23 protein-coding genes are annotated in these 21,774 nt (G+C 65.0%); 11 read left to right on the top strand and 12 right to left on the bottom strand.

What is annotated here, in order from left to right; all coding sequences use genetic code 11:
- Nucleotides 1–39 precede the first annotated feature (39 nt).
- The 3 genes from AC1TPF_RS10330 to AC1TPF_RS10320 all read left to right on the top strand — a co-directional run bounded on the left by AC1TPF_RS10330 (nt 40) and on the right by AC1TPF_RS10320 (nt 3,900).
- On the top strand, nt 40–1,437 hold the full coding sequence (locus tag AC1TPF_RS10330; RefSeq protein WP_482143721.1) for a cation:dicarboxylate symporter family transporter: 1,398 nt from the start codon (nt 40–42) through the stop codon (nt 1,435–1,437).
- A gap of 335 nt (nt 1,438–1,772) precedes the next feature.
- Nucleotides 1,773–2,858 (top strand): SDR family oxidoreductase, encoded by a 1,086-nt coding sequence (locus AC1TPF_RS10325; protein ID WP_482135229.1) that lies wholly within the window; start codon nt 1,773–1,775, stop codon nt 2,856–2,858.
- Nucleotides 2,859–2,922: 64 nt separating this feature from the next.
- On the top strand, nt 2,923–3,900 hold the full coding sequence (locus AC1TPF_RS10320) for a pseudouridine synthase (protein ID WP_482135230.1): 978 nt from the start codon (nt 2,923–2,925) through the stop codon (nt 3,898–3,900).
- 39 nt (nt 3,901–3,939) lie between these two features.
- On the opposite strand, the gene AC1TPF_RS10315 is transcribed toward AC1TPF_RS10320, so the two are convergent.
- Both AC1TPF_RS10315 and AC1TPF_RS10310 read right to left on the bottom strand, forming a co-directional pair.
- Nucleotides 3,940–4,281, bottom strand: coding sequence for a DUF1801 domain-containing protein (locus tag AC1TPF_RS10315; RefSeq protein ID WP_482135231.1), 342 nt, complete (start codon nt 4,279–4,281; stop codon nt 3,940–3,942).
- A gap of 38 nt (nt 4,282–4,319) precedes the next feature.
- On the bottom strand, nt 4,320–4,946 hold the full coding sequence (locus AC1TPF_RS10310; protein WP_482135232.1) for a TetR/AcrR family transcriptional regulator: 627 nt from the start codon (nt 4,944–4,946) through the stop codon (nt 4,320–4,322).
- A 103-nt stretch (nt 4,947–5,049) separates the two neighbouring features.
- Between AC1TPF_RS10310 and AC1TPF_RS10305 the strand changes: the two genes are divergently transcribed.
- Nucleotides 5,050–5,907 carry an SDR family NAD(P)-dependent oxidoreductase gene (locus tag AC1TPF_RS10305; protein WP_482135233.1) on the top strand — a complete coding sequence of 286 codons (858 nt, stop codon included), beginning with the start codon at nt 5,050–5,052 and terminating at the stop codon, nt 5,905–5,907.
- Between the two features lie 125 nt (nt 5,908–6,032).
- Here AC1TPF_RS10305 and AC1TPF_RS10300 read toward each other — a convergent pair whose 3' ends face one another.
- The 6 genes from AC1TPF_RS10300 to AC1TPF_RS10275 form a co-directional block, all read right to left on the bottom strand.
- Nucleotides 6,033–6,569: a TetR/AcrR family transcriptional regulator gene (locus AC1TPF_RS10300; RefSeq protein WP_482135234.1), complete on the bottom strand. Its 537-nt coding sequence runs from the start codon at nt 6,567–6,569 to the stop codon at nt 6,033–6,035.
- Nucleotides 6,562–6,990 carry a DUF4260 family protein gene (locus tag AC1TPF_RS10295; protein WP_482135235.1) on the bottom strand — a complete coding sequence of 143 codons (429 nt, stop codon included), beginning with the start codon at nt 6,988–6,990 and terminating at the stop codon, nt 6,562–6,564. The genes AC1TPF_RS10300 and AC1TPF_RS10295 overlap by 8 nt, the downstream gene beginning before the upstream one ends.
- Before the next feature lie 590 nt (nt 6,991–7,580).
- Nucleotides 7,581–7,937 carry a zinc ribbon domain-containing protein YjdM gene (locus AC1TPF_RS10290; RefSeq protein ID WP_482135236.1) on the bottom strand — a complete coding sequence of 119 codons (357 nt, stop codon included), beginning with the start codon at nt 7,935–7,937 and terminating at the stop codon, nt 7,581–7,583.
- A complete protein-coding gene (ychF, locus tag AC1TPF_RS10285) occupies nt 7,930–9,009 on the bottom strand; it encodes a redox-regulated ATPase YchF (RefSeq protein WP_482135237.1) in 1,080 nt (359 codons plus the stop codon). Before ychF ends, AC1TPF_RS10290 begins: the two co-directional genes overlap by 8 nt.
- An 84-nt stretch (nt 9,010–9,093) precedes the next feature.
- Entirely contained in the window at nt 9,094–10,320 is a 1,227-nt protein-coding gene (locus tag AC1TPF_RS10280) for an AI-2E family transporter (protein ID WP_482143719.1), read from the bottom strand.
- Nucleotides 10,321–10,501: 181 nt separating this feature from the next.
- Nucleotides 10,502–10,750 carry a hypothetical protein gene (locus AC1TPF_RS10275; protein ID WP_482143718.1) on the bottom strand — a complete coding sequence of 83 codons (249 nt, stop codon included), beginning with the start codon at nt 10,748–10,750 and terminating at the stop codon, nt 10,502–10,504.
- A gap of 209 nt (nt 10,751–10,959) precedes the next feature.
- Here AC1TPF_RS10275 and AC1TPF_RS10270 point away from each other — a divergent pair, with 209 nt between their 5' ends.
- The 5 genes from AC1TPF_RS10270 (at nt 10,960) to AC1TPF_RS10250 (ending at nt 15,932) form a co-directional block, all read left to right on the top strand.
- Nucleotides 10,960–12,477 (top strand): AlkA N-terminal domain-containing protein, encoded by a 1,518-nt coding sequence (locus AC1TPF_RS10270; protein WP_482143717.1) that lies wholly within the window; start codon nt 10,960–10,962, stop codon nt 12,475–12,477.
- A complete protein-coding gene (locus tag AC1TPF_RS10265; RefSeq protein WP_482135241.1) occupies nt 12,474–12,995 on the top strand; it encodes a methylated-DNA--[protein]-cysteine S-methyltransferase in 522 nt (173 codons plus the stop codon). The genes AC1TPF_RS10270 and AC1TPF_RS10265 overlap by 4 nt, the downstream gene beginning before the upstream one ends.
- 88 nt (nt 12,996–13,083) lie before the next feature.
- A complete protein-coding gene (locus AC1TPF_RS10260) occupies nt 13,084–14,235 on the top strand; it encodes a DNA recombination protein RmuC (protein WP_482143716.1) in 1,152 nt (383 codons plus the stop codon).
- A gap of 149 nt (nt 14,236–14,384) precedes the next feature.
- Nucleotides 14,385–14,924, top strand: a complete 540-nt coding sequence (locus AC1TPF_RS10255; protein WP_482135243.1) for a hypothetical protein — start codon at nt 14,385–14,387, stop codon at nt 14,922–14,924.
- 60 nt (nt 14,925–14,984) lie between these two features.
- Entirely contained in the window at nt 14,985–15,932 is a 948-nt protein-coding gene (locus AC1TPF_RS10250; protein ID WP_482135244.1) for a DUF6542 domain-containing protein, read from the top strand.
- A 26-nt stretch (nt 15,933–15,958) separates the two neighbouring features.
- Here AC1TPF_RS10250 and AC1TPF_RS10245 read toward each other — a convergent pair whose 3' ends face one another.
- On the bottom strand, nt 15,959–16,765 hold the full coding sequence (locus AC1TPF_RS10245) for a fructosamine kinase family protein (protein WP_482143715.1): 807 nt from the start codon (nt 16,763–16,765) through the stop codon (nt 15,959–15,961).
- A 6-nt stretch (nt 16,766–16,771) separates the two neighbouring features.
- Between AC1TPF_RS10245 and nadE the strand changes: the two genes are divergently transcribed.
- The gene (gene nadE / locus AC1TPF_RS10240; protein WP_482143714.1) at nt 16,772–17,596 is read left to right on the top strand and encodes an ammonia-dependent NAD(+) synthetase; all 825 of its coding nucleotides are present in this window, start codon (nt 16,772–16,774) and stop codon (nt 17,594–17,596) included.
- Here nadE and AC1TPF_RS10235 read toward each other — a convergent pair.
- The 3 genes from AC1TPF_RS10235 to AC1TPF_RS10225 form a co-directional block, all read right to left on the bottom strand.
- Nucleotides 17,565–18,515 (bottom strand): SDR family oxidoreductase, encoded by a 951-nt coding sequence (locus AC1TPF_RS10235; RefSeq protein WP_482143712.1) that lies wholly within the window; start codon nt 18,513–18,515, stop codon nt 17,565–17,567. The two genes, nadE and AC1TPF_RS10235, sit on opposite strands and share 32 nt — an antisense overlap.
- Nucleotides 18,516–18,543: 28 nt before the next feature.
- A complete protein-coding gene (locus tag AC1TPF_RS10230; RefSeq protein ID WP_482143710.1) occupies nt 18,544–19,848 on the bottom strand; it encodes an N-acetylmuramoyl-L-alanine amidase family protein in 1,305 nt (434 codons plus the stop codon).
- Nucleotides 19,849–20,094: 246 nt separating this feature from the next.
- Nucleotides 20,095–20,709, bottom strand: a complete 615-nt coding sequence (locus AC1TPF_RS10225) for a TetR/AcrR family transcriptional regulator (protein WP_482143709.1) — start codon at nt 20,707–20,709, stop codon at nt 20,095–20,097.
- A gap of 99 nt (nt 20,710–20,808) precedes the next feature.
- Here AC1TPF_RS10225 and AC1TPF_RS10220 point away from each other — a divergent pair, with 99 nt between their 5' ends.
- Nucleotides 20,809–21,771 carry a zinc-binding dehydrogenase gene (locus tag AC1TPF_RS10220; protein WP_482143707.1) on the top strand — a complete coding sequence of 321 codons (963 nt, stop codon included), beginning with the start codon at nt 20,809–20,811 and terminating at the stop codon, nt 21,769–21,771.
- Nucleotides 21,772–21,774: the final 3 nt, after the last annotated feature.

Below are 21,774 nucleotides of genomic sequence, written 5' to 3'. Positions count from 1 at the left end.
TCAGACCCGTTCCTCGCTGCTTCACAAAGGAAGTCGATCATGACAACGACAGAAGACCGTCCGACACAAGAGCAGCCACCGGCTCCCAAGCGGCGTGACCGGACGCATTGGTTGTACATCGCGGTGATCATCGCGGTGTTCGCAGGTGTGATCGTCGGACTCGTCGCCCCCGGTGTCGGCGAGGACCTCGGTGTTCTGGGCACCATGTTCGTGAGCCTGATCAAGATGATGATCAGCCCGGTCATCTTCTGCACCATCGTCCTGGGCATCGGCTCGGTGCGGGCGGCAGCAACGGTCGGCAAAGTGGGTGGCCTGGCGTTCGGTTACTTCCTGCTGATGTCGACGGTGGCGCTGGCCATCGGGCTCGTGGTGGGCAATCTGCTCAGCCCCGGCAGCGGGCTCACGATCGATCCATCCAAGATGGGCACCGGCGCAGAACTCGCCGACAAGGCACATGAAGCCGGCGGCACCATGGATTTCATCCAGTCGATCATCCCGACCTCGATGCTGTCGGCATTGACCGAGGGCAGCGTCCTGCAGACCCTCTTCATCGCTCTGCTCGTCGGCTTCGCGATCCAGGCTCTGCCCACCCGCAGCGGCGACCCGATCCTGCGGGCGATCGAGTTGATCCAGAAGGTCGTGTTCAAGGTGCTTGGCATGATCCTGTGGCTCGCCCCGATCGGCGCATTCGGCGCCATCGCCAACGTGGTCGGCCAAACCGGTTGGAGCGCGATCACCGAGCTGTTGACCCTGATGCTCGGCTTCTACGTGACCTGCGCGATCTTCGTCTTCGTGATCCTCGGCCTGCTGCTGCGTCTGGTTTCAGGAGTCTCGATCTTCCAGCTGGTCCGTTACCTGGCCCGCGAGTACCTGTTGATCTTCGCCACCTCGTCGTCCGAGTCGGCCCTGCCGCGGTTGATCGCCAAGATGGAACATCTGGGTGTCCAGCGCACCACCGTCGGCGTGGTTGTCCCGACCGGATACTCGTTCAACCTCGACGGCACCGCGATCTACCTGACGATGGCATCGCTGTTCGTCGCCGAAGCCATGGGTGACCCGCTCGCCCTCGGTGAGCAGATCTCGCTGCTGGTGTTCATGATCGTCGCCTCCAAGGGCGCAGCCGGGGTCAGTGGCGCCGGACTGGCCACCCTCGCCGGTGGCCTGCAGAGCCACCGGCCCGAACTCCTCGACGGAGTGGGTTTGATCGTCGGCATCGACCGGTTCATGTCAGAGGCCCGTGCGGTCACCAACTTCTCCGGCAATGCCGTCGCAACGATGCTCGTCGGCTCCTGGACGAAGACCGTCGACATGGAGAAGGTCGGCAATGTCCTCTCCGGCAAGGATCCCTTCGACGAGTTGTCCATGGTCGACGACGGAGACGACCGCTGGGACAAGACCGAGGACTCGACCACTGCGAAAACGGTAGTCACTGCCTGAGGCGATCGACAACGCTGCGCCGCGGTTCCCCCGGGAGCCGCGGCGCAGAACCAATTCCCTTCTCCCCTTCTAGAGATGGCTTCGGCGCTATCCCCAAACCTGTTGCGGCGAAGTAGAAGTGGCACCAAATACGGGTGTGTCATGTGTGCCAAATCACCGGCGCGTTCGCATGTACAGTGGATCTGTTGGGATCTTCTCAGCCAGCACGCCTCCATGCTCGTCAACGGGTTCCGCAGTGAGCCAGACGCGTAAAACCGCATCCGAGAACGTCGAGTTCAATGTTCGTCGAGTGGGTCGGTCCTCGTGGGCGGCAGATCTCGGATTGGATCGATCAAATGACTTCTAACAGCACGCCCGGTGTTGCCCTCGTCGTAGGCGCAACCGGAATCGCCGGGCAGACCATCAGCGCTGCGCTGGTTGACAATGGCTGGACAACTTACGGTTTGGCGCGGGGATCGCGTAACCCGGTGGATGGTGTCATTCCGGTTGCCGCAGATCTCCTTGATCCCGGATCACTGACGGAGGCGCTGGCCGATGTCAGACCGGACGTCGTCTTCCTCACAGCGTGGATGAAGCAGGACTCCGAGGAAAAGAACATCGAGGTCAACAGCGCTACGGTTCGAAACGTCCTGGGTGTACTGGGAGACAAGGACTCGGTACGCCACGTTGCACTTCTGACCGGACTCAAGCACTACCTCGGATCGTTCGACGACTATGCGACCGGCGTCATGGCCGATACTCCTTTTCACGAGTACGAGCCGCGGCTGAACACTCCGAACTTCTATTACGCCCAGGAAGACGAGCTCTTTGCAGCCGCCGAGCGATACGGTTTCGGCTGGAGTGTGCACCGTGCCCACACCGTCTTCGGCTATGCCGTTGGTAACGCCATGAACATGGTGCTGACCCTGTCCGTGTACGCCGAGATTTGCCGCGAAACCGGGGCGCCGTTCGTGTTCCCCGGTTCGAAAACGCAGTGGGACGGGTTGACCGATGTGACCGACGCGGACCTCCTGGGCGAACAGATGCTTTGGGCTGCAACAGATCCCAACGGCAAGGACGAGGCCTTCAACATCGCCAACGGCGACGTGTTCCGGTGGCGCTGGCTGTGGCCTCAGGTGGCCGAGATGTTCGGGGTGGAGCCTGTCGGGTTCGAACAGTCGCCGCGACCGCTCGACGACAGAATGGGCGACGCACCGCAGGTATGGGCCAAGATCGCGCAGCGGTACGGTCTTGCCGAGCCGGACGTGGGACGGCTCGCGTCGTGGTGGCATACAGACAGTGACCTCGGTCGCGACATCGAGTGCCTCACAGACATGAACAAGAGCAAGCAGGCCGGGTTCCTCGGCTTCCGTTCCACGGTAGAGAGCTTTGCCGACAAGGTCAGCCGCTATCGGGAGTCCGGCATCCTGCCTACCAGGTGATGCCTTCAGGCGCAGACGACCGCAGCAGACCCATGTCCATGGGCCTGCTGCGGAGGTCGGTGGGATGATGACCCACATGCCGATGCCCGCACCACTACCCGTCAAGAACGGGGTCGGACCGACGAGGCTGCGCATCCCCGCGTCGGGGCCGTGGACGACGGTCGCCGAGTTCATGGTCGCGACGTTCGACCACCTGGACTCCGACGACCTGTACCGCCGGTTCGACGACGGCGAGATCGTGGGCACCGACGGCAGCCCGATCGGTCGCGGCACAGCGCTGGGCGCGGACCCGTTCGTCTGGTACTACCGCGATCTACCGGCGGAGGAGCCGGTGCCGTTCCAGGAAGAGATCCTGCACGTCGACGACGACCTCGTCGTGATCGACAAGCCGCACTTCCTGCCGACCACTCCGGGCGGGCGATATCTGCGGGAGTCTGCGCTCGTCCGATTGCGGACCCGCCTCGACAATCCGGACCTGACGCCGATCCATCGCCTCGACCGGGCGACGGCCGGCCTGTTGATGTTCTCGGCCCGGCCCGCCACCCGTGGCGCCTATCAGTCCCTCTTCGAAAAGCGGCGGGTCGTGAAGGTCTACGAGGCGGTGTCGGCGCAGCCGCCGGGGTGGAACCCCGACGCACCGGCAATTGCCGGGCGCACGGTTCCCGTCATCTACCGGAACCACATCGCAGCGCGGCGCGGTGAATTACGAGTCACCGTCGACGACCTCCTCGAGCCCAACGCCGAGACAGTGGTCGAGGTGCGGGGTCACGGCGTCAGCGCTTCAGGACGCGGCGTGCTGCACACGGTCCTGCGTCCGCACACCGGCCGCAAGCACCAGCTGAGGGTGCATCTGTCGGCACTCGGCATCGGAATCCTGGGCGACAGTTGGTATCCCGACCTGCTCACCGAGGAACCGGACGATCATTCCCTTCCCCTCCAATTACTCGCGCGGGAACTGGAATTCACCGATCCACTGTCGGGACTGCCACAACGCTTCATCACCCGCCGGACGTTGTCCGAGGCGCCGGTGACGGAGCGCTGAGCGAACTCCAACAGTTGATCGTCGCTAACCCCGCGGCCGCTATCCCCGATTCAGCGCGACTGCGGCCTGAACCAGCGCCACGAAGGCATCAGCATCGAGTGCGTCTGCCTCGTTGATGTCGATGGCGCGCCGGACGCCCGCGCCGAGACTTGCGTTGAACAGCTCCGCCGGGTCCGGGAGGGAGGCGCCCTTGGCAAAGGTCACCTTGATCTTGTCCTTGTAGGTCTCGAGGGTGCAGATGAGACCGTCGAGCGAGAACGTCGGCACGCCATCGGGATTCGAGGCCTTACGCCACTTCGCTTCTTCGACGATGTCGGGCTCGGCCCGCATGATCAATGACCGCACCTCGTCGACCCGGGATTCCCGCCAATCGCCACCCATGGGGTCACAGTAGCGAAATCGGTCCGCGGACGTTCGTATCAGCGAGGTCGAATACCCGTCAGGACCATAGCGAGCACGCCATCGGCGAATGCGTCATCCAGCTCACCGGTTCGCAGCAGCCAGCGATGGAAGACAGGGCCGAACAGCAACTCGACTGCCAGTCCCGCGTCCACAGACTCGTCGACCTGGCCGGCCCGGATACCGGCCGTGACGCGCGCGGCGGTCGCATCGAGCTGCGGGCGGAGCAGACGTCGCACCAGTTCGTCGGCGACGGCAACGTCGATCTGAATCTCGGCGGTGATCGCGCGCTGTAGGCGGTCGTTGGCCGGATCGGTCAGTGCGGCAACGGTTCCCCGGAGCACGAGTTGAAGATCGGATTCGAGATCGCCGGTGTCCGGCAGCACAACCGAACCCCCATCCTGGGAGTTGGCCTCCAAGATCGCGTCGAAGACCACGGCGGCCTTCGATTTCCACCAGCGGTAGATGGTCTGTTTGCCCACTCCGGCGGCGGCCGCGATTCCCTCGATGCTCAGCCGGGTGTATCCCACGTCGGCGACGAGGTCGCGCGTCGCGGAGAGGATCGCTCGACGGGCTCGGTCGCTGCGCCGGGAGGCGTCGGGGCCGGACGCATCTGAACGCGCAGGATCCGGCGGGGTCGCTGTCATGCCGTCAGCCTACCCCCAACGAGACGAGACGCATCGTCTTGACTGTCGTAAGACCTTGTGCAATTATGACGAGACGCACCGTCTCGCTGGAGGTATTCACACCATGACCGAAGCATCACGCACTACTCGTACCTGGCTCATCACCGGCGCAGGCCGCGGTCTAGGTCAGGCATTTGCACAGGCCGCCCTGTCGCAAGGTGATCGCGTCGCCGGGACGGTCCGTCGCCCCGGAGCGCTGGCAAAGCTACAGGCCGAACACCCGAACTCGGTGCAAGAGATCCAGCTCGATGTGCGCGACGCCAGCGCCGTTGCCGCAGCCGTCGATCACGCTGTGCAAACCTTCGGTGGCCTCGACGTCGTCGTCAACAACGCCGGCGCCGGTTTCGTCGGCACCCTCGAAGAGGTCGATGAGCAGCAGGCCCGCGATCATCTGGACCTGAATCTGTTTGGTGCGATGTGGGTTTCCCAGGCCGCAATCCCGCACCTGCGGGCGAACGGTGGTGGCGACATCGTGCAGATTTCGACGGTCGGCGCCATCGGCTCGATGCCGATGTTCGGACTGTACAACGCGAGCAAGTGGGCCCTCGAAGGATTCAGCGAGGCACTGTCCGCTGAGGTCGCGCAATTCGGGGTCCGGGTGACGATCGCCCAGCTCGGCGGATTCGCGACCGACTGGGCCGGGTCGAGCATGTCGTTCGCCGCGCCGAAACCGGAATACGATGAACTCCGCACGGCATTCTTCGGAACTCCCGAGATCCCTTGGCCGACTGCCGATTCCGATTCACCGTCGACCGATGCCGATCCGCGCCTGGCCGCCGACGCGCTGCTCGCGCACCTGGCTGACCCCGACCACCCGTTGCGGGTACTGATCGGCGACGACGCGCGGGATCATGCCGCTCTGGCCTACGCGGCCCGCCGGGATTCCTACGGCGAGCGCAGGGACTTCAACTGGCCTTCGTGAGTCTCGGACCGCACATCTCGGGTCCTGTGGGCCGATCGGGAATCTGACACTCATCGGCGGTGAAAACTGCCACGATTCCGCGCCCCCTCGGGAATCTCCTTCTCGAGCAGGCTCAAGACCAAACCTCAGGCGAAGGCAGCGAGGCCGGCGCGCCAGGCTCCGGCCAGCTCAACGCCGTCCGGAAACCGCTCATCGATCTCCAACGAGACCATGCCGTGGGCGAACGCCCAGATCGCACGGGCACGGTCCTCATCTCCACCGACCGCCTCGACCAGCGGGCGAGCCGAGCGCTCCTCCAGACCGGCAGGCAGCAGATCGCGGCGGAGTGGACGGTAGTTCATCAAGCGGTAGAGGTGGGGGTGAGCGAGCGCGTAGCGGCGGTAGGCGGCACAGAGGGCGGCAAGAACCTGCCCCCGGCGGCCGTCGGACGAGCCTGCGTCGGAGGCAGCCTTCTCCAAGGCCTCGGCCAGCTCGGCAAAGCCATCCGCCACCACCAGCGCTTCGAGAGCGGCCTTGTCCGGCAGGTGCTTATAGAGGGACGGCGCACGGATGCCGACGGCGTCGGCGACGCGGCGCATCGTCAGCGCCACTGGGCCCTCCGCCTCCAGGAGGCTGCGTGCCTCGCAGGCGATCTGCTCCAGGCGAGTATGTGCGTCAGGCACGAACCAATCCTTCCTTGGTGCGAAGGTTGTAACCGGCCAGCCGGTCCACCGCGATGTGCAGCATCCAGGCCAGCAGGAAGGTGAACAGGACGGGGAGCTGGAACGGGCCGACGGAGTAGGCGACGGCCAGCGCAAGCGGGATCGCGGTGCGGTGCGCGGTGTTGTACCAGGGGACAGCGCGGGCCGGTAGCTGTCCCTGATGGGTGGGCTTCGGAGCGCCCATCGCCGCGAAGAAGGTCAGGTCCGGGGCGATCATGCCCACTGCGAGCGCGATCCAGGCGCCTGCGCCGTGGTTGACGCCCTCCAGGATCGCGAATGCAAGTAAAAACGCGGCCCACAGGCCCCATCCTGCACGGCGAGCATGCAGGCCCGGGGTGGCACCGGAGGTGGTGGAACCCTTCGGGGAAAGCGTGCTGCACATGGCGACTCCTCGTGACTCATGCCGATTCTCGCGTGATGACTAACACCGTTAGCCACACGGTATGGCTAACACAGTTAGCCGTCAAGTGGCGACCGAACTACATCGACAAACTCTGGTGGCGACGTGGTGTAAGTGGCTTGGTCGTCGCGGCCTCCGTGGATTCCGGGGTAGGTCATCACCTCGTCGACCCTGCCGACAGACACGCACACGTCCGCAAATCTTGCTTTGCTGAGACGGCCCCCTGCATGTGAGCCAAAGGCCACACGGGCGAGGACGAGCACCACCGTCACCGAGCATCACCGACATTGAATGTGAAGACGCCATGAGCGCCGCTAATAACCCCGGCATCACCTCGTACGCGAAAGCCCCCCGCGTAGACCCTCCAGAACCAGAGCCACTCGATGTTGTGCGATGCGACGAGTCCAGCCGCCTTGAATTGTCGTGGCCCGCGAAGGACGCCACAATGCAGACAGCGGATTCTCGCGGTTTCGAGCGTGAGACCTTTGCGGCCGTGGCAACAAGCCGAACCCGTCAGGCCCTCGACGGGGTATCCAGACCTCCTACACGACAGGCGCTTTCGCCGCCAACGCTCAGAGAACCTTCTTCACCACGCTCGACTTCAACTGCATCTGCCCAAAACCCGGCACCTTCGCATCGATATCGTGATCGCCCACACCATCGGAGATCAGCCGAATGCCGCGCACCTTGGTGCCGATCTTGACGACCCCACCACCGGCACCTTTGACCTTCAGGCTCTTGACGATGGTCACGGTGTCGCCATCGGCGAGGACGTTCCCGACCGCATCAGTGACGACGCCACCCACATCGGCAGCATCGTCCGCACCGGGCGCCCACTCGTGACCACACATCGAGCAGACCAGCAACGCGCCGGACTCGTACGCGAACTCACTCGCACAGGCCGGACACGGAGGTAGAACGTCAGACATTGAACCTGAACTCGACCACGTCGCCGTCGGCCATCACGTAGTCCTTGCCTTCGATCCGGACCTTGCCTGCAGCCTTGGCAGCAGCCATCGAACCGGCGGCGTCGAGGTCAGCGAAGGAGACGATCTCGGCTTTGATGAAGCCTTTTTCGAAGTCGGTGTGGATGACGCCTGCAGCCTTGGGAGCGGTGTCGCCCTTGTGAATTGTCCAGGCTCGGGACTCTTTTGGTCCGGCGGTCAGGTAGGTCTGCAGACCCAGGGTGTGGAAGCCGGCGCGTGCCAGTGCGTGCAGGCCGGGCTCGTCCTGGCCAATCGAGTCCAGGAGTTCCTGGGCATCTTCGGGGTCGAGCTCGAGGAGTTCGCTCTCCACCTTGGCGTCGAGGAACACCGCATCTGCCGGTGCCACAAGCTCTTTGAGCTTTGCGACGCGCTCGGGATCGGTCAGCACCGACTCGTCGGCGTTGAACACGTACAGGAACGGCTTGGTGGTCATCAGGTGCAGCTCACGCAGTTTCGCAAAGTCCAGCGAATCCTTCTGCGAGAACAGCGTCTTGCCCTCGTTGAGGACCTTCTGCGCTTCCTGCGCCGCATTGAGGACCTCGACGAGTTCCTTGTTCTTGCGCGATTCCTTCTCCAGCCGTGGCAGCGCCTTCTCCAGCGTCTGCATGTCGGCGAGGATGAGCTCGGTTTCGATCACCTCGATGTCGGAGACCGGGTCGACGCGACCGTCGACGTGCACCACGTCGTCGTCGGAGAACACCCGGACCACCTGACAGATGGCGTCGGCCTCACGAATGTTGGCCAGGAACTGGTTGCCCATTCCTTCACCAACAGACGCACCCTTGACGATGCCGGCGATGTCGACGAACGACACGGTCGCAGGCAGGATCTTCTCGCTCGAGAAGATCTCGGCCAGGCGGTTCAGCCGCGAATCGGGCAGCTCAACCACACCGACGTTGGGCTCGATGGTGGCGAACGGGTAGTTCGCAGCCAGCACATCGTTGTTGGTCAGTGCGTTGAACAGGGTGGATTTGCCGACGTTGGGCAATCCGACGATTCCGAGGGTAAGGCTCACGAGCAGCCAGTCTAGTTCGCCGCCGCAAGTCACCTGCGGGCCGTCCGACCAGCGACCCGATCGGGGGCCGCTGGTCGGCGCCGGCTAGCTCGTCTCGGGTTCTGCGTTGCCGTTGTCGTCGGGAAGGATCAGCTTCGCGTCCTTGCCGTTGGCGACCACTGTCTCGCCCGCGCGGATCCCGATCTGTTCGTTCAGGTACCGCAACACAACGGCCACCACCGCCGCCACCGGGACGGCGAGGAAGGCGCCGATGATGCCGAAGAGCGTGCCGCCTGCCGTCACCGACAGCAGCACGATCGCCGCGTGCAGATTCATCGACTTCGACTGCAACCACGGCTGGAGCACATTGCCCTCCAGCTGCTGCACCGCCACGATGATGCCGAGCACGATCAAGGCGGTCCACGGTCCATTGCCGACCAGCGCCACCAGCACCGCCAGGGCGCCGGCGACAAAGGCGCCGACGATCGGGATGAAACCACCGAAGAACGTGATGATCGCCAGGGCGTACGCCAGCGGCACCCCGAGAATGACAAGGCCGGCGCCGATGAGTACCGCATCGATCAGGCTCACCAGGGCCTGTGTACGGATGAAACCACCCAGCGTCGCCCAGATCCGGGACAGCACCTCTGCGATGTGCTCGGAAGCCGGCGCGCCACTGGTCCGGCGCAACCATGGCAGGAACTTCGGTCCGTCCTTGAGGAAGAAGAAAGTCAGGAACAAGACCGTGAACAACGTGATGAGTACCGATGTCGCGGTGGTAACACCGGTGAAGACGCCGGAGGCGATCGTGGTGCTGGACTTTTGGATCCGGTCGGTGATCGCGTCGACCGCAGTATTCAACTGTTCGTCACTGACCCGGAACGGTGGTCCCTGCAGCCACTCCTCGATCTCTTCGACGCCGTCGATGGCCTGCGACGCCAGATCACCGGACTGTTCGACAATCGAGGGTGCGATCGCGCTGATGACGCCTGCCACCACCCCGATCGCCAGGAACACCACCAGCAGCGAAGACGTCGCCGGGCCGATGCCCTTCTTCCGGAGCCAGCGAACCGGTGGCCACAGGACCGTGCAAACGATGATCGCCAGCACCGTCGGCAACAAGACGACCCAGGCCTCGCCGATGATCCACGCCAGCACCCACCCGCCGCCTGCGATCAGGATCAGACGGAGGCTGTGCTTTGCCAGCCACTGGCCACCGTCCCCGATGATCTTGCCGCGATTCTTCTTCGTCGCATCCTGCACGCCGGACACGATCGTCTTCTCATTCTCGGGCTGCTTCTTGCCCGGTTCGCCCGCCGGTGTTGTTGCCATGCGTTGATGTTCACATGCCGCTCGCCCGGACACACTTCGACCTGCCGAGTCGCACAAGATGTCCGCCACAGTTTGTACCGCGACCGCGAGGGAGGCAGGTATGCAGACAATTACCCGAAAACGGCTCCTGGCTGCGCGATGCCGCCGAGTTTCGCGGCGCGGTCGAGTCCCGGTAGTTGCCTCAGCCGCGGCGGCGTTGCAGCCAGCGAAGCTTTCCGCCGACGGCATCGTCATCGCGTGTCGGCGAGCTCGGATCCCCCGGCTGAGCGGACACCTCGTCGGCGACCCCCGGCTGAGTGGACAGACCCTTTTCCGCTTCGATCGCCGTCCGCACCGACTGTTCGCCGTAGAGACCCATCATGATCTCCACACCCCAACCAGGGAATTGCGACAACGGCGCTTCTTTGCGTCCCCATCGTGTTACGTACATGTGACCACCCTGGCACGCTCATACGCGCTTTGTCCCCGTTTTCCTGCGGAAAGAGTCTAAATCCGGGACGGAGGTCCCAGATCGGGGCGAGGTCTCATTGTGATGTGCGCCACAGCACATTTTGCGGGTGCTGTCCAGCCTCCAGATGCTCGAATTGTCGCGTCCGATTTCCGCTAGTCCTGCGCCTCGAAGACTGGGACAGTGGTCCCATGCCCACCGACACCGCGACGAATCCGAGGCAGCTCGATTTCGATGCCTGTTTTCGTGCCCTCCAGGCCAGGGATGCACGATTCGACGGTCAGTTCTTTGTCGCCGTCCGAACCACCGGCATCTATTGCCGGCCCTCATGTCCGGCCATCACCCCCAAGCCCACGAACGTCTCGTTTGTCCTGACCGCGGCCGTTGCCCAACAACAGGGTTACCGGGCCTGCCGTCGTTGTCTTCCCGACGCGGTGCCCGGGTCGCCGCGCTGGAACGTCAATTCGGATCTGGCATCCCGCGCGATGCGCCTCATCGAGGACGGTCTGGTCGACCGCGCCGGCGTGACCGGCCTGGCCGACCACCTGGGTTACTCGCCGCGTCAGCTGGGCCGGGTGCTGGGAGAACAGATCGGGGCCGGACCCCTCGTATTGGCCCGCGCTTATCGCGCGACGACCGCCCGGATGCTGATCCAGTGCACAACCATGTCGATGTCGGACATCGCCTTTGCCGCCGGATTCGCCAGCATCCGCCAGTTCAACGACACCATTCGAGAGGTCTTCGCGCAGACACCCACCCAGTTGCGCGCGAAGGGCGCACCGCGTCAAGCGGCTGCCACCGGCGCTGCGGTGACCCTCAAGCTTGCTGTTCGGCAACCCTTTTCACCGCCTTGGTTGCACTGGTTCCTGTCCGCGCACGCGGTGCCGGGCATCGAGAGCTGGGACGGTGAGTTCTACCGGCGTTCGATGGCCCTACCCCACGGACCGGGCGTGGTCGCCTTGCAGATCAACCCTGATCACGTCCGGGCCGACATCGCACTGCACGACATGCGGGATCTCGGGGTCGCGGTCCACCGGATCCGCCAACTCCTCGATCTCGACGCCGATGTGGCGGCGGCCAACGAGGCACTCTGCGCCGACCTCTCGCTGATCCCCCTGATCGAGCGCATGCGCGGCATCCGCGTGCCCGGCAGCATCGATCCGACAGAGTTGTTGATCCGCACCATGATCGGCCAGCAGATCTCGTTGCCTGCCGCGCGCACCCACACCGGAAAGCTCGTGGCCGCGCTCGGCGAGCCGCTGGAAAATCCGCTCGGCGACATCACCCACCTGTTCCCCACGGCCGCGGCGATCGCCGAACACGGAAGCGAGGTCTTGACGGGCCCGGCCGCGCGGACCACCTCCGTGAGTGGCGTCGCCCGCGAGATCGCCGACGGAGCCCTGGTGATGCATGCCGGAATGCCCGCCGCCGACGTGCGCGCCCAACTCGTCGCACAACGCGGAATCGGTATCTGGACAGCCGACTACGTCGCGATGCGCCTGCTGAACGATCCGGACGTGCTGCTGCATACCGACCTCGTGGTCCGACGGTCGGCGGCCGAACTCGGCATCGACCTCGACAACACTGCGCACTGGTCGCCCTGGCGCTCCTATGTGTCGATGCATCTGTGGCACAACATCATCGCCCGCAATTCACCCTCCCTCTCAAACGGCTCGACATCCGTTCCACCACGAAAGCAGGTCTCATGAGCACCGCAGCCTGGTCCACCATCGCCACCCCCACCGGTCCGTTCACGATGATCGTCAACGACGACGCCGAGGTCCTCGCATCGGGCTGGTCCGACGATGCCGAGTACCTCAATGTCCTGATACACAAGTCGATTCGTCCCTTGACGCTCGTCAACAAGCCCGACCTGGGCGCGGTCACCACCGCCGCCGAGCGGTACCACCAGGGCGACCTGGCCGCCATCGACAACATTCCCGTCCGGCAACGGTCGGGCGAGTTCCTCGAGCACGCCTGGGAGGTGCTGCGCACGATCCCGGCCGGATCGCCGGTCAGCTACACCGAATACGCCGCCCTCAGTGGTCGTCCGGCCGCGATCAGAGGAGCTGCGAGTGCCTGCGCCCGCAATGCCGCAGCCCTGTTTGTGCCCTGTCATCGCGTACTGCGCTCCGACCGGTCGCTGGGCGGGTTCCGCTACGGCCTTCCCATCAAGTCCTGGTTGTTGGCTCACGAGGAACCACACACCCCGAGTCCGCAGTTGTGAAGGCATCGGCCGAGTAGATCTCTTCACAACTGCAATCTCGAACCAGTCGCGACGGGGTGTGTCAGACCTCTGATGCACCATCAACACCATGAGTATCACCGCAGTCGTACTGCTGATCGTCGGACTGGCAGTCGGGTTCGCCTTGGGTTGGCTGGTCCACGCCAACAGGTCCGGGACCGAGGTGGCTGTCGCCCGCGCCGAAGCCGACGCCGCCCACGCCAACCACGAACTCCTGGTCCGATCGCTGTCGGCCGCCAGTGAAGACGCCGCACGCCGGCAGTCTGGCGCGATCGGGCAGCAGGTCTCCCACATCGTCGGACCGCTACGCGAGACGCTCGATTCGCTGGCCGGGGAACTGCGGCGCACCGAACACAATCGGATCGCCGCGTATGCGGGGCTGACCGAGCAGGTCAGCGGTATGCGCGAGACCTCCGAACACCTCGGACATCAAGCGCAGCAACTGGCAGGCGCGATGCGCTCACCTCAGGCCCGCGGACGGTGGGGCGAACTCCACCTCGAGCGGGTCATCGAGGCGGCCGGGCTACAACGGCATTGCGATTTCACGACGCAGGTCAGCGGCACCACCGCCGATTCCGCGCGGGTGCGCCCCGACCTGGTGGTGCACCTCGCGGGAGGACGCGATGTGGTGATCGATGCGAAGGTCCCACTGTCTGCGTACCTCGAAGCCTCCGACAGCACCGATCCCGCCGTACGTGCGAAGGCCTACCGCGCACACGCCAAAGCGCTGCGTACACACGTCCAGCAGCTCTCGTCCAAGGCGTACTGGGAAGCACTGCAGAGCTCGCCGGAGTTCGTGGTCCTCTTTGTCCCGGGTGAGGCGATCCTCGAAATGGCCTGCCGCTCGGATCCCGAACTGATCGACTACGGCTTCACCAACAACGTGGTGATCGCCACCCCCACCAGTCTTGTGGCGCTCCTGCGCACGATTGCGCTCGGCTGGCGGCACGAGGCGCTGACCCGCGATGCCCAACAGATCCATCAACTCGGCAAAGAGCTGTATCAGCGCATCGGCATGGTGAGCAGGCACATGGACAAACTCGGCGGATCGCTCACGAAAGCTGTGGAGTCGTACAACAGCGCAATCGGCACCATCGATTCGCGCGTCACGGTCACTGCGCGCAAACTCTCCGACCTCGACGCCTTCTCCGATCTTGACGACCTGCAGCCTCCGGTGGCCATCGACGCGCAGCCCCGGCGTGCCGGAATCGGCCTCAGCTGACCCGATCGGCTGCGGATTTCGTCGTATCCAAGCCACTTGACTGAGCAACTTGGATGCGCGGCCCTGATTCTCCTAGTGAACTTCAAGCCCACTCCAAGCGGCTCGGGACAACCTGATTCCAGTCGCCCTTCACACCTGGAGTCGTTCACATGTATGTCAGCCACGATCGTCGGTCCGATGTCACGGCCAGCACCTGCTCGGGCAGTGTTGTGGTCGGAGGATGGCTCCTCACCATGGCCGCCGTCGCGGCATTTGCGTTCACCACCGGCGATACCCTGCGCGACGGACACGACGCAGTCCTGGTGAGCCAATCGGGTGCCTCCTTCGACCAGAGCCTGTCGGCCACCCGCTCGGCCGCACGCCGGACCTCACCACGCATCGACGAGACCGGCCTGGACAACACCCTTACCCCGGACCCGGAAACGCCTGCCACACCCGCTGCTCCCCGGGGAACCTGCGGTGCGGGCGCGACGACCTCCACCACCGAAAGTGTGCAGCGGGTGAGCGACCGCGAGCTGACGTCCCGATCGACCCACATCCACAGCGGGGCGAGCATCTCCCGGATCACTGCCTCGGCGTGCCGCGTTGGTTCCTCACCGAAGCTGAACCTCAGCGGGGTCTCTGCACCCTCATCGGGCCGGGCGGCCGGGGCTTCACGTCCCGTCCAAACGGAACCGGCGGTGAAGTGACCCACGGCATCACCTGTGTTCGGTACCAGAATTCTCAGGATTTACCGGTACGGTCGGTATGTGATTTCTGGGCCACGCTCGCGTTCGGGGGTTCCCCTCGACGAGCAATCCGCACTTCCCACCGCACCCGGTGTGCCATGGTGGGGCGCTGTGCTGCTGGCAGTCGGCCTGACCTCGGTCGGAGCAGTGATCGTGGTCGCAGGTGACGACGTTGCACTCGGCTTTACATTCAAGGCGCTCTACATGATCGGCTGCGTCGCTGCGGTGCTTGCCGTACGGCGCCGAGCACTGTTCACCGCCGTCGCACAGCCACCGCTGGTTCTGTTCGGTGTGGCAGTCATCACGCTGTACTTCCTGGTGTCGGCCGCCGATTCGGGACTGAAGAAGCTCGTCTTCAATGTGGCTCTGCCCGTGGCGAAACTGTTCCCGGTGATGGGGTGGACGTTCCTCATCGTCCTGGCCATCGCCGCCGCGCGGGTCTGGCTGACCCATCCCAAGAACGCCGGGAAGGTAGTCAAGACCGGCGACGGCAGGACCTCCGCGTCCAAGTCGCCGAAGAAGAGCGCAGACAAGTCGACGGCACGCTCCGCACACAAAGCCCGGCCTGTCCCCGGCACGACCCGAACTGACAAGACCCGAAGCAGTGCCGCGAAGGCGCCCCGACCGCAACCCCGTCCCGCAGTGATCGACGGCGACGGATCGGCACCCACCGCGACACCCAGGTCCCGCGTGCCCCAGGCTCCCCGGCCGCCCGTCCGCACCACCGATCCACGCCCCCGGGCAACCGAACCCCGAATCCCTGAATCCCGGATCCCTGAACGCGGAGACGATCTGGGCGGCCCGCCGCGGCGCCGACGCGCGGCCCCAGAGGTACCCGAGGCCCGCACTCGTCGCGCAGCACCGTACGACGACCGGCAGCCGCCGCCGCCCGGCGCGCGGGCCTACCGTGCGCCCGAGGAAATCATCTACGCGCCACCACCCCGGATCCGCGACCGCGACCTGCGCTGACGCGTGGCCGCCCGGCCCTCTTCAGGTCAGACCGCCAGTTCGAGAGTCTGCCGAGCCGCCCGCCCCAGCTCGACGCCGTAACCCGGACCATGGCCAACCGCATGTACCGCCAACGGATGTAGCTGGTGCAGCGCGATGCGTTCGGGCCAACCGTCGACCAGTTGGTACTCCGCTTCATAGCCCGCGATGACCGCATCGAGGGCCGGGCAACCGAACAGCGCGAGCATCGCCAAGTCGGTCTCGCGATGCCCGCCATGGGCCGCCGGATCGATCATCACCACGCCATCGGGTGTCCACATCACGTTGCCGTTCCACAGATCACCGTGGATACGGGCCGGCGGCTGCCCGTCATCGAACACCCCGGATGCGATGAGCTCGCAGGCCTCGCGGGTGTCGGATTCGTCGGCGCGGCCCAGGTTCCCGGCAGCGACTGCATCATCGACAAAGGCAAGCACGCGTTGCTGGGCGTAGAACTCACCCCAGTGCGCGGTCGGGGTCGATGGCATGGGCCGGTTCCCGATGAACATCTGACCGGTGAATCCGGCCGGAGCACTACCGAACGCATCGGCACCACATCCGTGCATCCGGGCCAGCACCGCGCCGAACTCCTGCGCATGTCGCGGCGTCGGTGCCGCAGTGGCCAGTCGGCGCAGCGTGATGTGGTCGTCCCCGACGTCGAGCACTTCGGGGACGGGGGCCCCGGCATCGGCAAGCCATCGGAGGCCCGCTGCCTCGGCAGCGAAGAAGTCGCGGGGTGCGTCGGATCGATGTTTACGGAATTCGCGTGGGGTCACGGCTCCAGCGTGCCGGAACGGTACCGGTCCCACTACCATTTGTGAATGGCCAGCCTGCAAGAGCGAATCATCGCCGAACTCGACGTCTCCGCGACCATCGACCCACAGCAGGAGGTGGACCGGCGGGTGGACTTCCTCAAGCAATACCTGCTGAGCACCGGCACCAGCGGGTTCATCCTCGGTATCAGTGGCGGGCAAGACTCCTGCCTGACCGGCCGACTCTGCCAATTGGCCGCGGAATCCGTGCGTGCCGAGGGTGGCAGCGCAACGTTTGTCGCGGTGCGGCTGCCCTACGGCGAACAAGCCGACGAAGAAGACGCCCAGATCGCACTCAAGTTCATCGACCCCGATCGCTCAGAGGTCTACAACGTCAAGCCCGGCTCCGACGCCACCGCCGAAGTGGTTGTGCAGACCCTCGGTGAGCCTCTCCGAGACCTGGTGCGCGGCAACATCAAGGCCCGCGAACGGATGATCCTGCAGTACGCGGTTGCCGGGCAGGAGAACCTCCTGGTGGTCGGAACCGACCACGCCGCTGAGGCGGTCAGCGGGTTCTTCACGAAATACGGCGATGGCGGCGTCGACGTCACGCCGTTGACCGGCCTCACGAAACGTCAAGGCGCCCAGATCCTCTGGCATCTGGGTGCCCCCGAATCGGTCACCACCAAGGTCCCGACCGCCGACCTCGAGGACGACCGTCCGGCACTGCCCGACGAAGAAGTCCTCGGAGTGACATACAGCCAGATCGACGACTATCTCGAGGGCCTGGAGGTCGATGCCGCGGTCGCGGAACGCATCGAATCGTTGTTCCTGCGCTCGGCGCACAAACGCACCGTTCCGGTCACCCCTTTTGACGACTGGTGGAAGAGCTAGCACCCGAATCCGACGCAGCGGCAGACGCTTCGAGGCTCCGCGCACTGACCCGCGCAATGTGATCGAACTGGTTGTTCGCGATCCGCATGACGATCTCGTAGGGCAACGCGAACTTCCGGGACATCCAGTACCCGAACCGGATGTCGAACGACGTGTACACCATGAACCGGTTTTTGCGAACGCCCTTGAGGATGGCGTCTGCCGCCTTCTCGGGGGTCACCGCAACCTTGTGGAATCGCCCGATCTGCCGCGCGATGACCGGGTTGTCACGGTCGACCCCGGCGATCTCGACGGAGTTGACCAGCGGGGTGTCGACCCCACCCGGACAGACGAGCGAGACGCCGATCTTGTGCCGCCGCAGGTCCATTCGCAGAACCTCGGACACACCGCGGATCCCGAACTTGCCTGCACTGTAGGCAGCGTGCCACGGCAGTGCCAACAGGCCCGCCGCCGATGACACGTTGACCAGATGGCCGCCGCGACCCCGCCGGACGATCTGCGGCACAAAGCACTCGATGATGTGGATCGGCCCCATGAGATTGACATCGACCATCTGCTTCCAATGGCGATGCTCGAGGTTTTCCACTGTGCCCCAAGCGGATACACCCGCGATGTTCATCACGACGTCCATCACGCCGACCTCGGCGTCGACCTGCTGGGCGAACCGCTTGACCCACTCGTAGTCGGAGACGTCGCCGGCGCGGTGGAAGACAACCTTGCCGTCGGCGCTACGCACCTGCGCAACCGTCTCGTCGAGGTTCGCCACGTTGATGTCGGTGAGTACCAGTGCCGCACCCTCCTTGGCCGCCGCCAACGCGGTGGCCTTGCCGATCCCGCTTCCGGCACCGGTGATCAGTACCCGCTTGGCTCGCAGGTCTTTCACAGGAGGTTTCATCACCAGTAGGTCTTTGACACTCATGCCTCAACCCTACGGGTCATACCTGTACTCAGATGGGTAGTTTGCCGCCAAAGATCTCGTAGACGACCGAGAGCATCGCCTCCAGGACCTGCGACGCCACATCGTTGCCCTGCGTCGCCAACAACCCCTCGATCCCCTCCGAGTCCTCGGCCTCGAGCAGCGAACTGATCAGAGGCAGAAGCGACTGTAGACCGGTCAGATCGATTCCTTCGGACCCGGCCGCGGACCCCGGCGCCGTCGTTCCGTTCTCAGTACCGAGCGGCTGGCTCGGCAGGCCCATACCCGGAGCGACCGTGCGTGTCGGTGCCGTGGTCTTGGGTGCTGTCGTTTTGGGTGCCGCGGTCGTGGGTGTCGAAGCCTTCGGTGCCGGAGCAGCGGCGGACGGGCTCGACGCTGCGGTCGTCGGCGCTGGTGCTGTCGGCGCTGCGGTGGTCGGTGCAGCGGTCGTCGGCGCGGCTGCGGCCGGTGCTGGTGCTGCCGGTGCTGCAGTCGTCGGTGCGGCGGTGGTCGGTGCGGCGGTGGTCGGGGCTGCGGTGGCCGAGTCCCCGGTCAGCAAGAACCTGATCATTCCGTCGATCAGACCGATGGCGTACTTGAGCTGGCCATCTGGACCGGTGAGAGCCGCGGCGTCTGCGGGATTGGACAGATTGCCCAGCTCGACGAAGACGTTGGGCACCTTGGTGAGGTTGGGCGCGGCGACATCCGATCTGGTCTGCAGGCCATCCTGCGCACCGGCGTAGTTCGCGGGCGCCAGTCCGGCATCCTTGAACGCGTCACGCATCAGTCCGGCGGCGTTGAGGCCGGGACCGGACTGCACCTGCTGCACCGTGGCATCGGGCACCGGGAGCTGCGGAACGATGATGTGGAAGCCACTCTTGCTCTCGTCGACTCCGGGAGAGGTCGAGTCGGCGTGAACATTGACTGCCATATCGGCATTCGAGGCATTGGCGGCGTTGATCCGCTCGTCGATGCACCCGCCCCAGCCGGTGTCGTCCTGGCGACTCAGGACCACCTTGGCGCCCTGGCTTTCCAGACCGGCCTTCACGAGCTGCGAGATGTCCCAGTTGACCTTGTGTTCGGCCACCCCATTCGGGCTGGTGGCGCCGGTCGTCTGGCAGTCCTTGGTTCCACCCCGACCGTCGGGTACCTGTTTGTTCAGGTCCTGACCCGCCGACGACCCCTGATGTCCGGGGTCGATGAAGATTGTCTTTCCGACAAGCGAATCGCCCTGTGCCGGGGCGGGCTCGGCTGACGCCGTCGTCGGCATCGCGATCAGTGAAGCGGCGAGGGCCAAGGTGGTGAGCCCGGCGGCGCGCATGTTCTTCTTGGTCACGGTGTTCCTTTCGCGTGCGCCGAAAAGGGCCGGCGCGGCCTTCGGACCGATCGGTTGATGGTGTGGCCGGCCAGGACTCGACTCGGACGCCACTTACGCAACTTCAGTCACAGAATTCACTTCTGTAACAGTGAACCAGTCCTTGAGACTTTTGGGAAATGGGTGTCCGATACGCCCGAAACCGTTGTCAGGTCGTGACCCTGCCGATGCTCAATCGTTCGGTCGCAGCCGATGACGACGCGGTTGTCACCGGGTAGCCTGCGCGGGCGCGGACAGCGGGCTGTTCGAATCCGCGGCTCGAAATCCGTCGATCGCGAGAGCGGCGAATCGGCGGGCGGCAGCGGTCCGCCCCTCCATTCGCGCCGTGGCCAGTCCCCGACCGGCGAGCAGGACCAGGACAAAATCGTCGACGACAAAATCGGCGCGAAGCGCGCCGGCATCCTTGGCTCGACGGGCGATACCGGCCAGTTGGTGCAACACCTCGCGGCGATGCGTCGCGAAGTCGAACAGCTCCGGCTGGGCCGACATGAACGCATCCGTGAACCCCTGGTTCTGTGCGTTGAGGACAGCGAGACGCTCGATGACTGTGCAAAATGCCCGCCACGGATCGGGATCATCTACGGCGTCGCCAACGATCCCGCGACAAGCATCGAGCTCGTCCATGAAGACTTCGACCATGAGCGCGTGCTTGGTCGGAAATCGCCGATAGAGCGTCGCCGGACCGACTTGGGCGTGGCGAGCGATCTGGCCCATCGTGACATCGAGTCCATCGCGGGCGAACAGCTCGCGCGCCGCGGATAAGGCGCGATCCCGGTTCTCTTGCGCGTCTACGCGAAGTACCTGAGGCAATGTCTCGTCCATCTCTCTCACTTTAACGATGCGGACGCCTGCGTCCACTAACTTTCGATCCGGGGGCATCCCCCCGACAACTTTTCGCGGAATCAGTTGAGGAGCAACCCAATGCGCGCAGTGACCATTCGAACCTTCGGCGACCCGAACGGCATGGAGTTCGTCGATCTGCCGGAGCCGCACCCGGCCTCCGGCGAAGTACTGATCCACACCGACGCGATCGGGGTCGGCGGTGTCGACGTCCTGATCCGGCGGGGCACGCTCGGCGGGCCCGACTTCGCCGAAGGCATGATCGCGGGCAGTGAGGTCGCAGGTACCGTGACCGCGGTCGGCGACGGGGTCGACTCGTCGTGGATCGGCCGACGCGTCTGGGCGTTCACGGGCACCACCGGTGGATACGTCGAGCAGGCAGTGGCTGCCGTTGGCAACATCGTGCCGCTTCCGTCCGACCTCACGTCTGTAGACGCCGTGGCCCTCGGAAGCGCCGCGCCCGTCGCGCATTTCGGCCTCGGCCGCGCACACCTGGCCAAGGGTGAGACCGTGCTGGTGCGCGGGGCGGCGGGCAGCATCGGCATCGCAGCCGTAGAACTCGCGGCCCGGGCCGGCGCCGCAGCGGTCGCGGTCACCACGTCGTCCACCGAACGCGGAGAACGACTTCGCACACTTGGGGCCACCCATCTGCTCGATCGAGCCGGACACGGCGATGCGACCGCGCCCACCGAGTTCGACGTGATCCTCGACATCGTCGGCGGCCCGGCCTTGCCTGCTTTCATCGACCGGCTCGCCCCGAACGGCAGGTTGATCGCCGTAGGTGTTGTCGGCGGGTTTCCGCCGGTGGACTTCGGTACCGCGCTACTCGGCGCGTTCCGGAAATCGATCTCATTCGGCACCCTGAGTCTCGACACGGTGCCCCGCGACGAACTCGCACGCGTTCGCACAGAGCAGTTCGACGCGGCCGTTCGGGGTGACCTCCACGCAGTGGTCCAGGACGTCCTGCCGTTGAGTTCTGCTGCCGATGCGCACCGGCTCATGGATGCAGGCGAGGTGTTCGGTCGGATCGTGCTGGTGCCGTGACCC

It is taken from the genome of Williamsia sp. Y853 (assembly GCF_056786495.1).
Note: the sequence above shows the minus strand (reverse complement) of the source record. Positions and strands in the feature narration are given on the sequence as shown.

Bases quoted from the DNA above. Each gene is read 5' to 3' on its own strand.
- AC1TPF_RS10280 (WP_482143719.1), bottom strand. From the start codon at position 10,320: ATGGCAACAACACCGGCGGGCGAACCGGGCAAGAAGCAGCCCGAGAAT.
- AC1TPF_RS10295 (WP_482135235.1), bottom strand. From the start codon at position 6,990: ATGTGCAGCACGCTTTCCCCGAAGGGTTCCACCACCTCCGGTGCCACC.
- AC1TPF_RS10310 (WP_482135232.1), bottom strand. From the start codon at position 4,946: ATGACAGCGACCCCGCCGGATCCTGCGCGTTCAGATGCGTCCGGCCCC.
- AC1TPF_RS10260 (WP_482143716.1), top strand. From the start codon at position 13,084: ATGAGTATCACCGCAGTCGTACTGCTGATCGTCGGACTGGCAGTCGGG.
- AC1TPF_RS10245 (WP_482143715.1), bottom strand. From the start codon at position 16,765: ATGGTAGTGGGACCGGTACCGTTCCGGCACGCTGGAGCCGTGACCCCA.
- AC1TPF_RS10275 (WP_482143718.1), bottom strand. From the start codon at position 10,750: ATGTACGTAACACGATGGGGACGCAAAGAAGCGCCGTTGTCGCAATTC.
- AC1TPF_RS10290 (WP_482135236.1), bottom strand. From the start codon at position 7,937: ATGTCTGACGTTCTACCTCCGTGTCCGGCCTGTGCGAGTGAGTTCGCG.
- AC1TPF_RS10235 (WP_482143712.1), bottom strand. From the start codon at position 18,515: ATGAGTGTCAAAGACCTACTGGTGATGAAACCTCCTGTGAAAGACCTG.
- nadE (WP_482143714.1), top strand. From the start codon at position 16,772: ATGGCCAGCCTGCAAGAGCGAATCATCGCCGAACTCGACGTCTCCGCG.
- AC1TPF_RS10320 (WP_482135230.1), top strand. From the start codon at position 2,923: ATGATGACCCACATGCCGATGCCCGCACCACTACCCGTCAAGAACGGG.
- AC1TPF_RS10220 (WP_482143707.1), top strand. From the start codon at position 20,809: ATGCGCGCAGTGACCATTCGAACCTTCGGCGACCCGAACGGCATGGAG.
- AC1TPF_RS10225 (WP_482143709.1), bottom strand. From the start codon at position 20,709: ATGGACGAGACATTGCCTCAGGTACTTCGCGTAGACGCGCAAGAGAAC.
- AC1TPF_RS10315 (WP_482135231.1), bottom strand. From the start codon at position 4,281: ATGGGTGGCGATTGGCGGGAATCCCGGGTCGACGAGGTGCGGTCATTG.
- AC1TPF_RS10265 (WP_482135241.1), top strand. From the start codon at position 12,474: ATGAGCACCGCAGCCTGGTCCACCATCGCCACCCCCACCGGTCCGTTC.
- AC1TPF_RS10330 (WP_482143721.1), top strand. From the start codon at position 40: ATGACAACGACAGAAGACCGTCCGACACAAGAGCAGCCACCGGCTCCC.
- AC1TPF_RS10325 (WP_482135229.1), top strand. From the start codon at position 1,773: ATGACTTCTAACAGCACGCCCGGTGTTGCCCTCGTCGTAGGCGCAACC.
- AC1TPF_RS10255 (WP_482135243.1), top strand. From the start codon at position 14,385: ATGTATGTCAGCCACGATCGTCGGTCCGATGTCACGGCCAGCACCTGC.
- AC1TPF_RS10305 (WP_482135233.1), top strand. From the start codon at position 5,050: ATGACCGAAGCATCACGCACTACTCGTACCTGGCTCATCACCGGCGCA.
- AC1TPF_RS10270 (WP_482143717.1), top strand. From the start codon at position 10,960: ATGCCCACCGACACCGCGACGAATCCGAGGCAGCTCGATTTCGATGCC.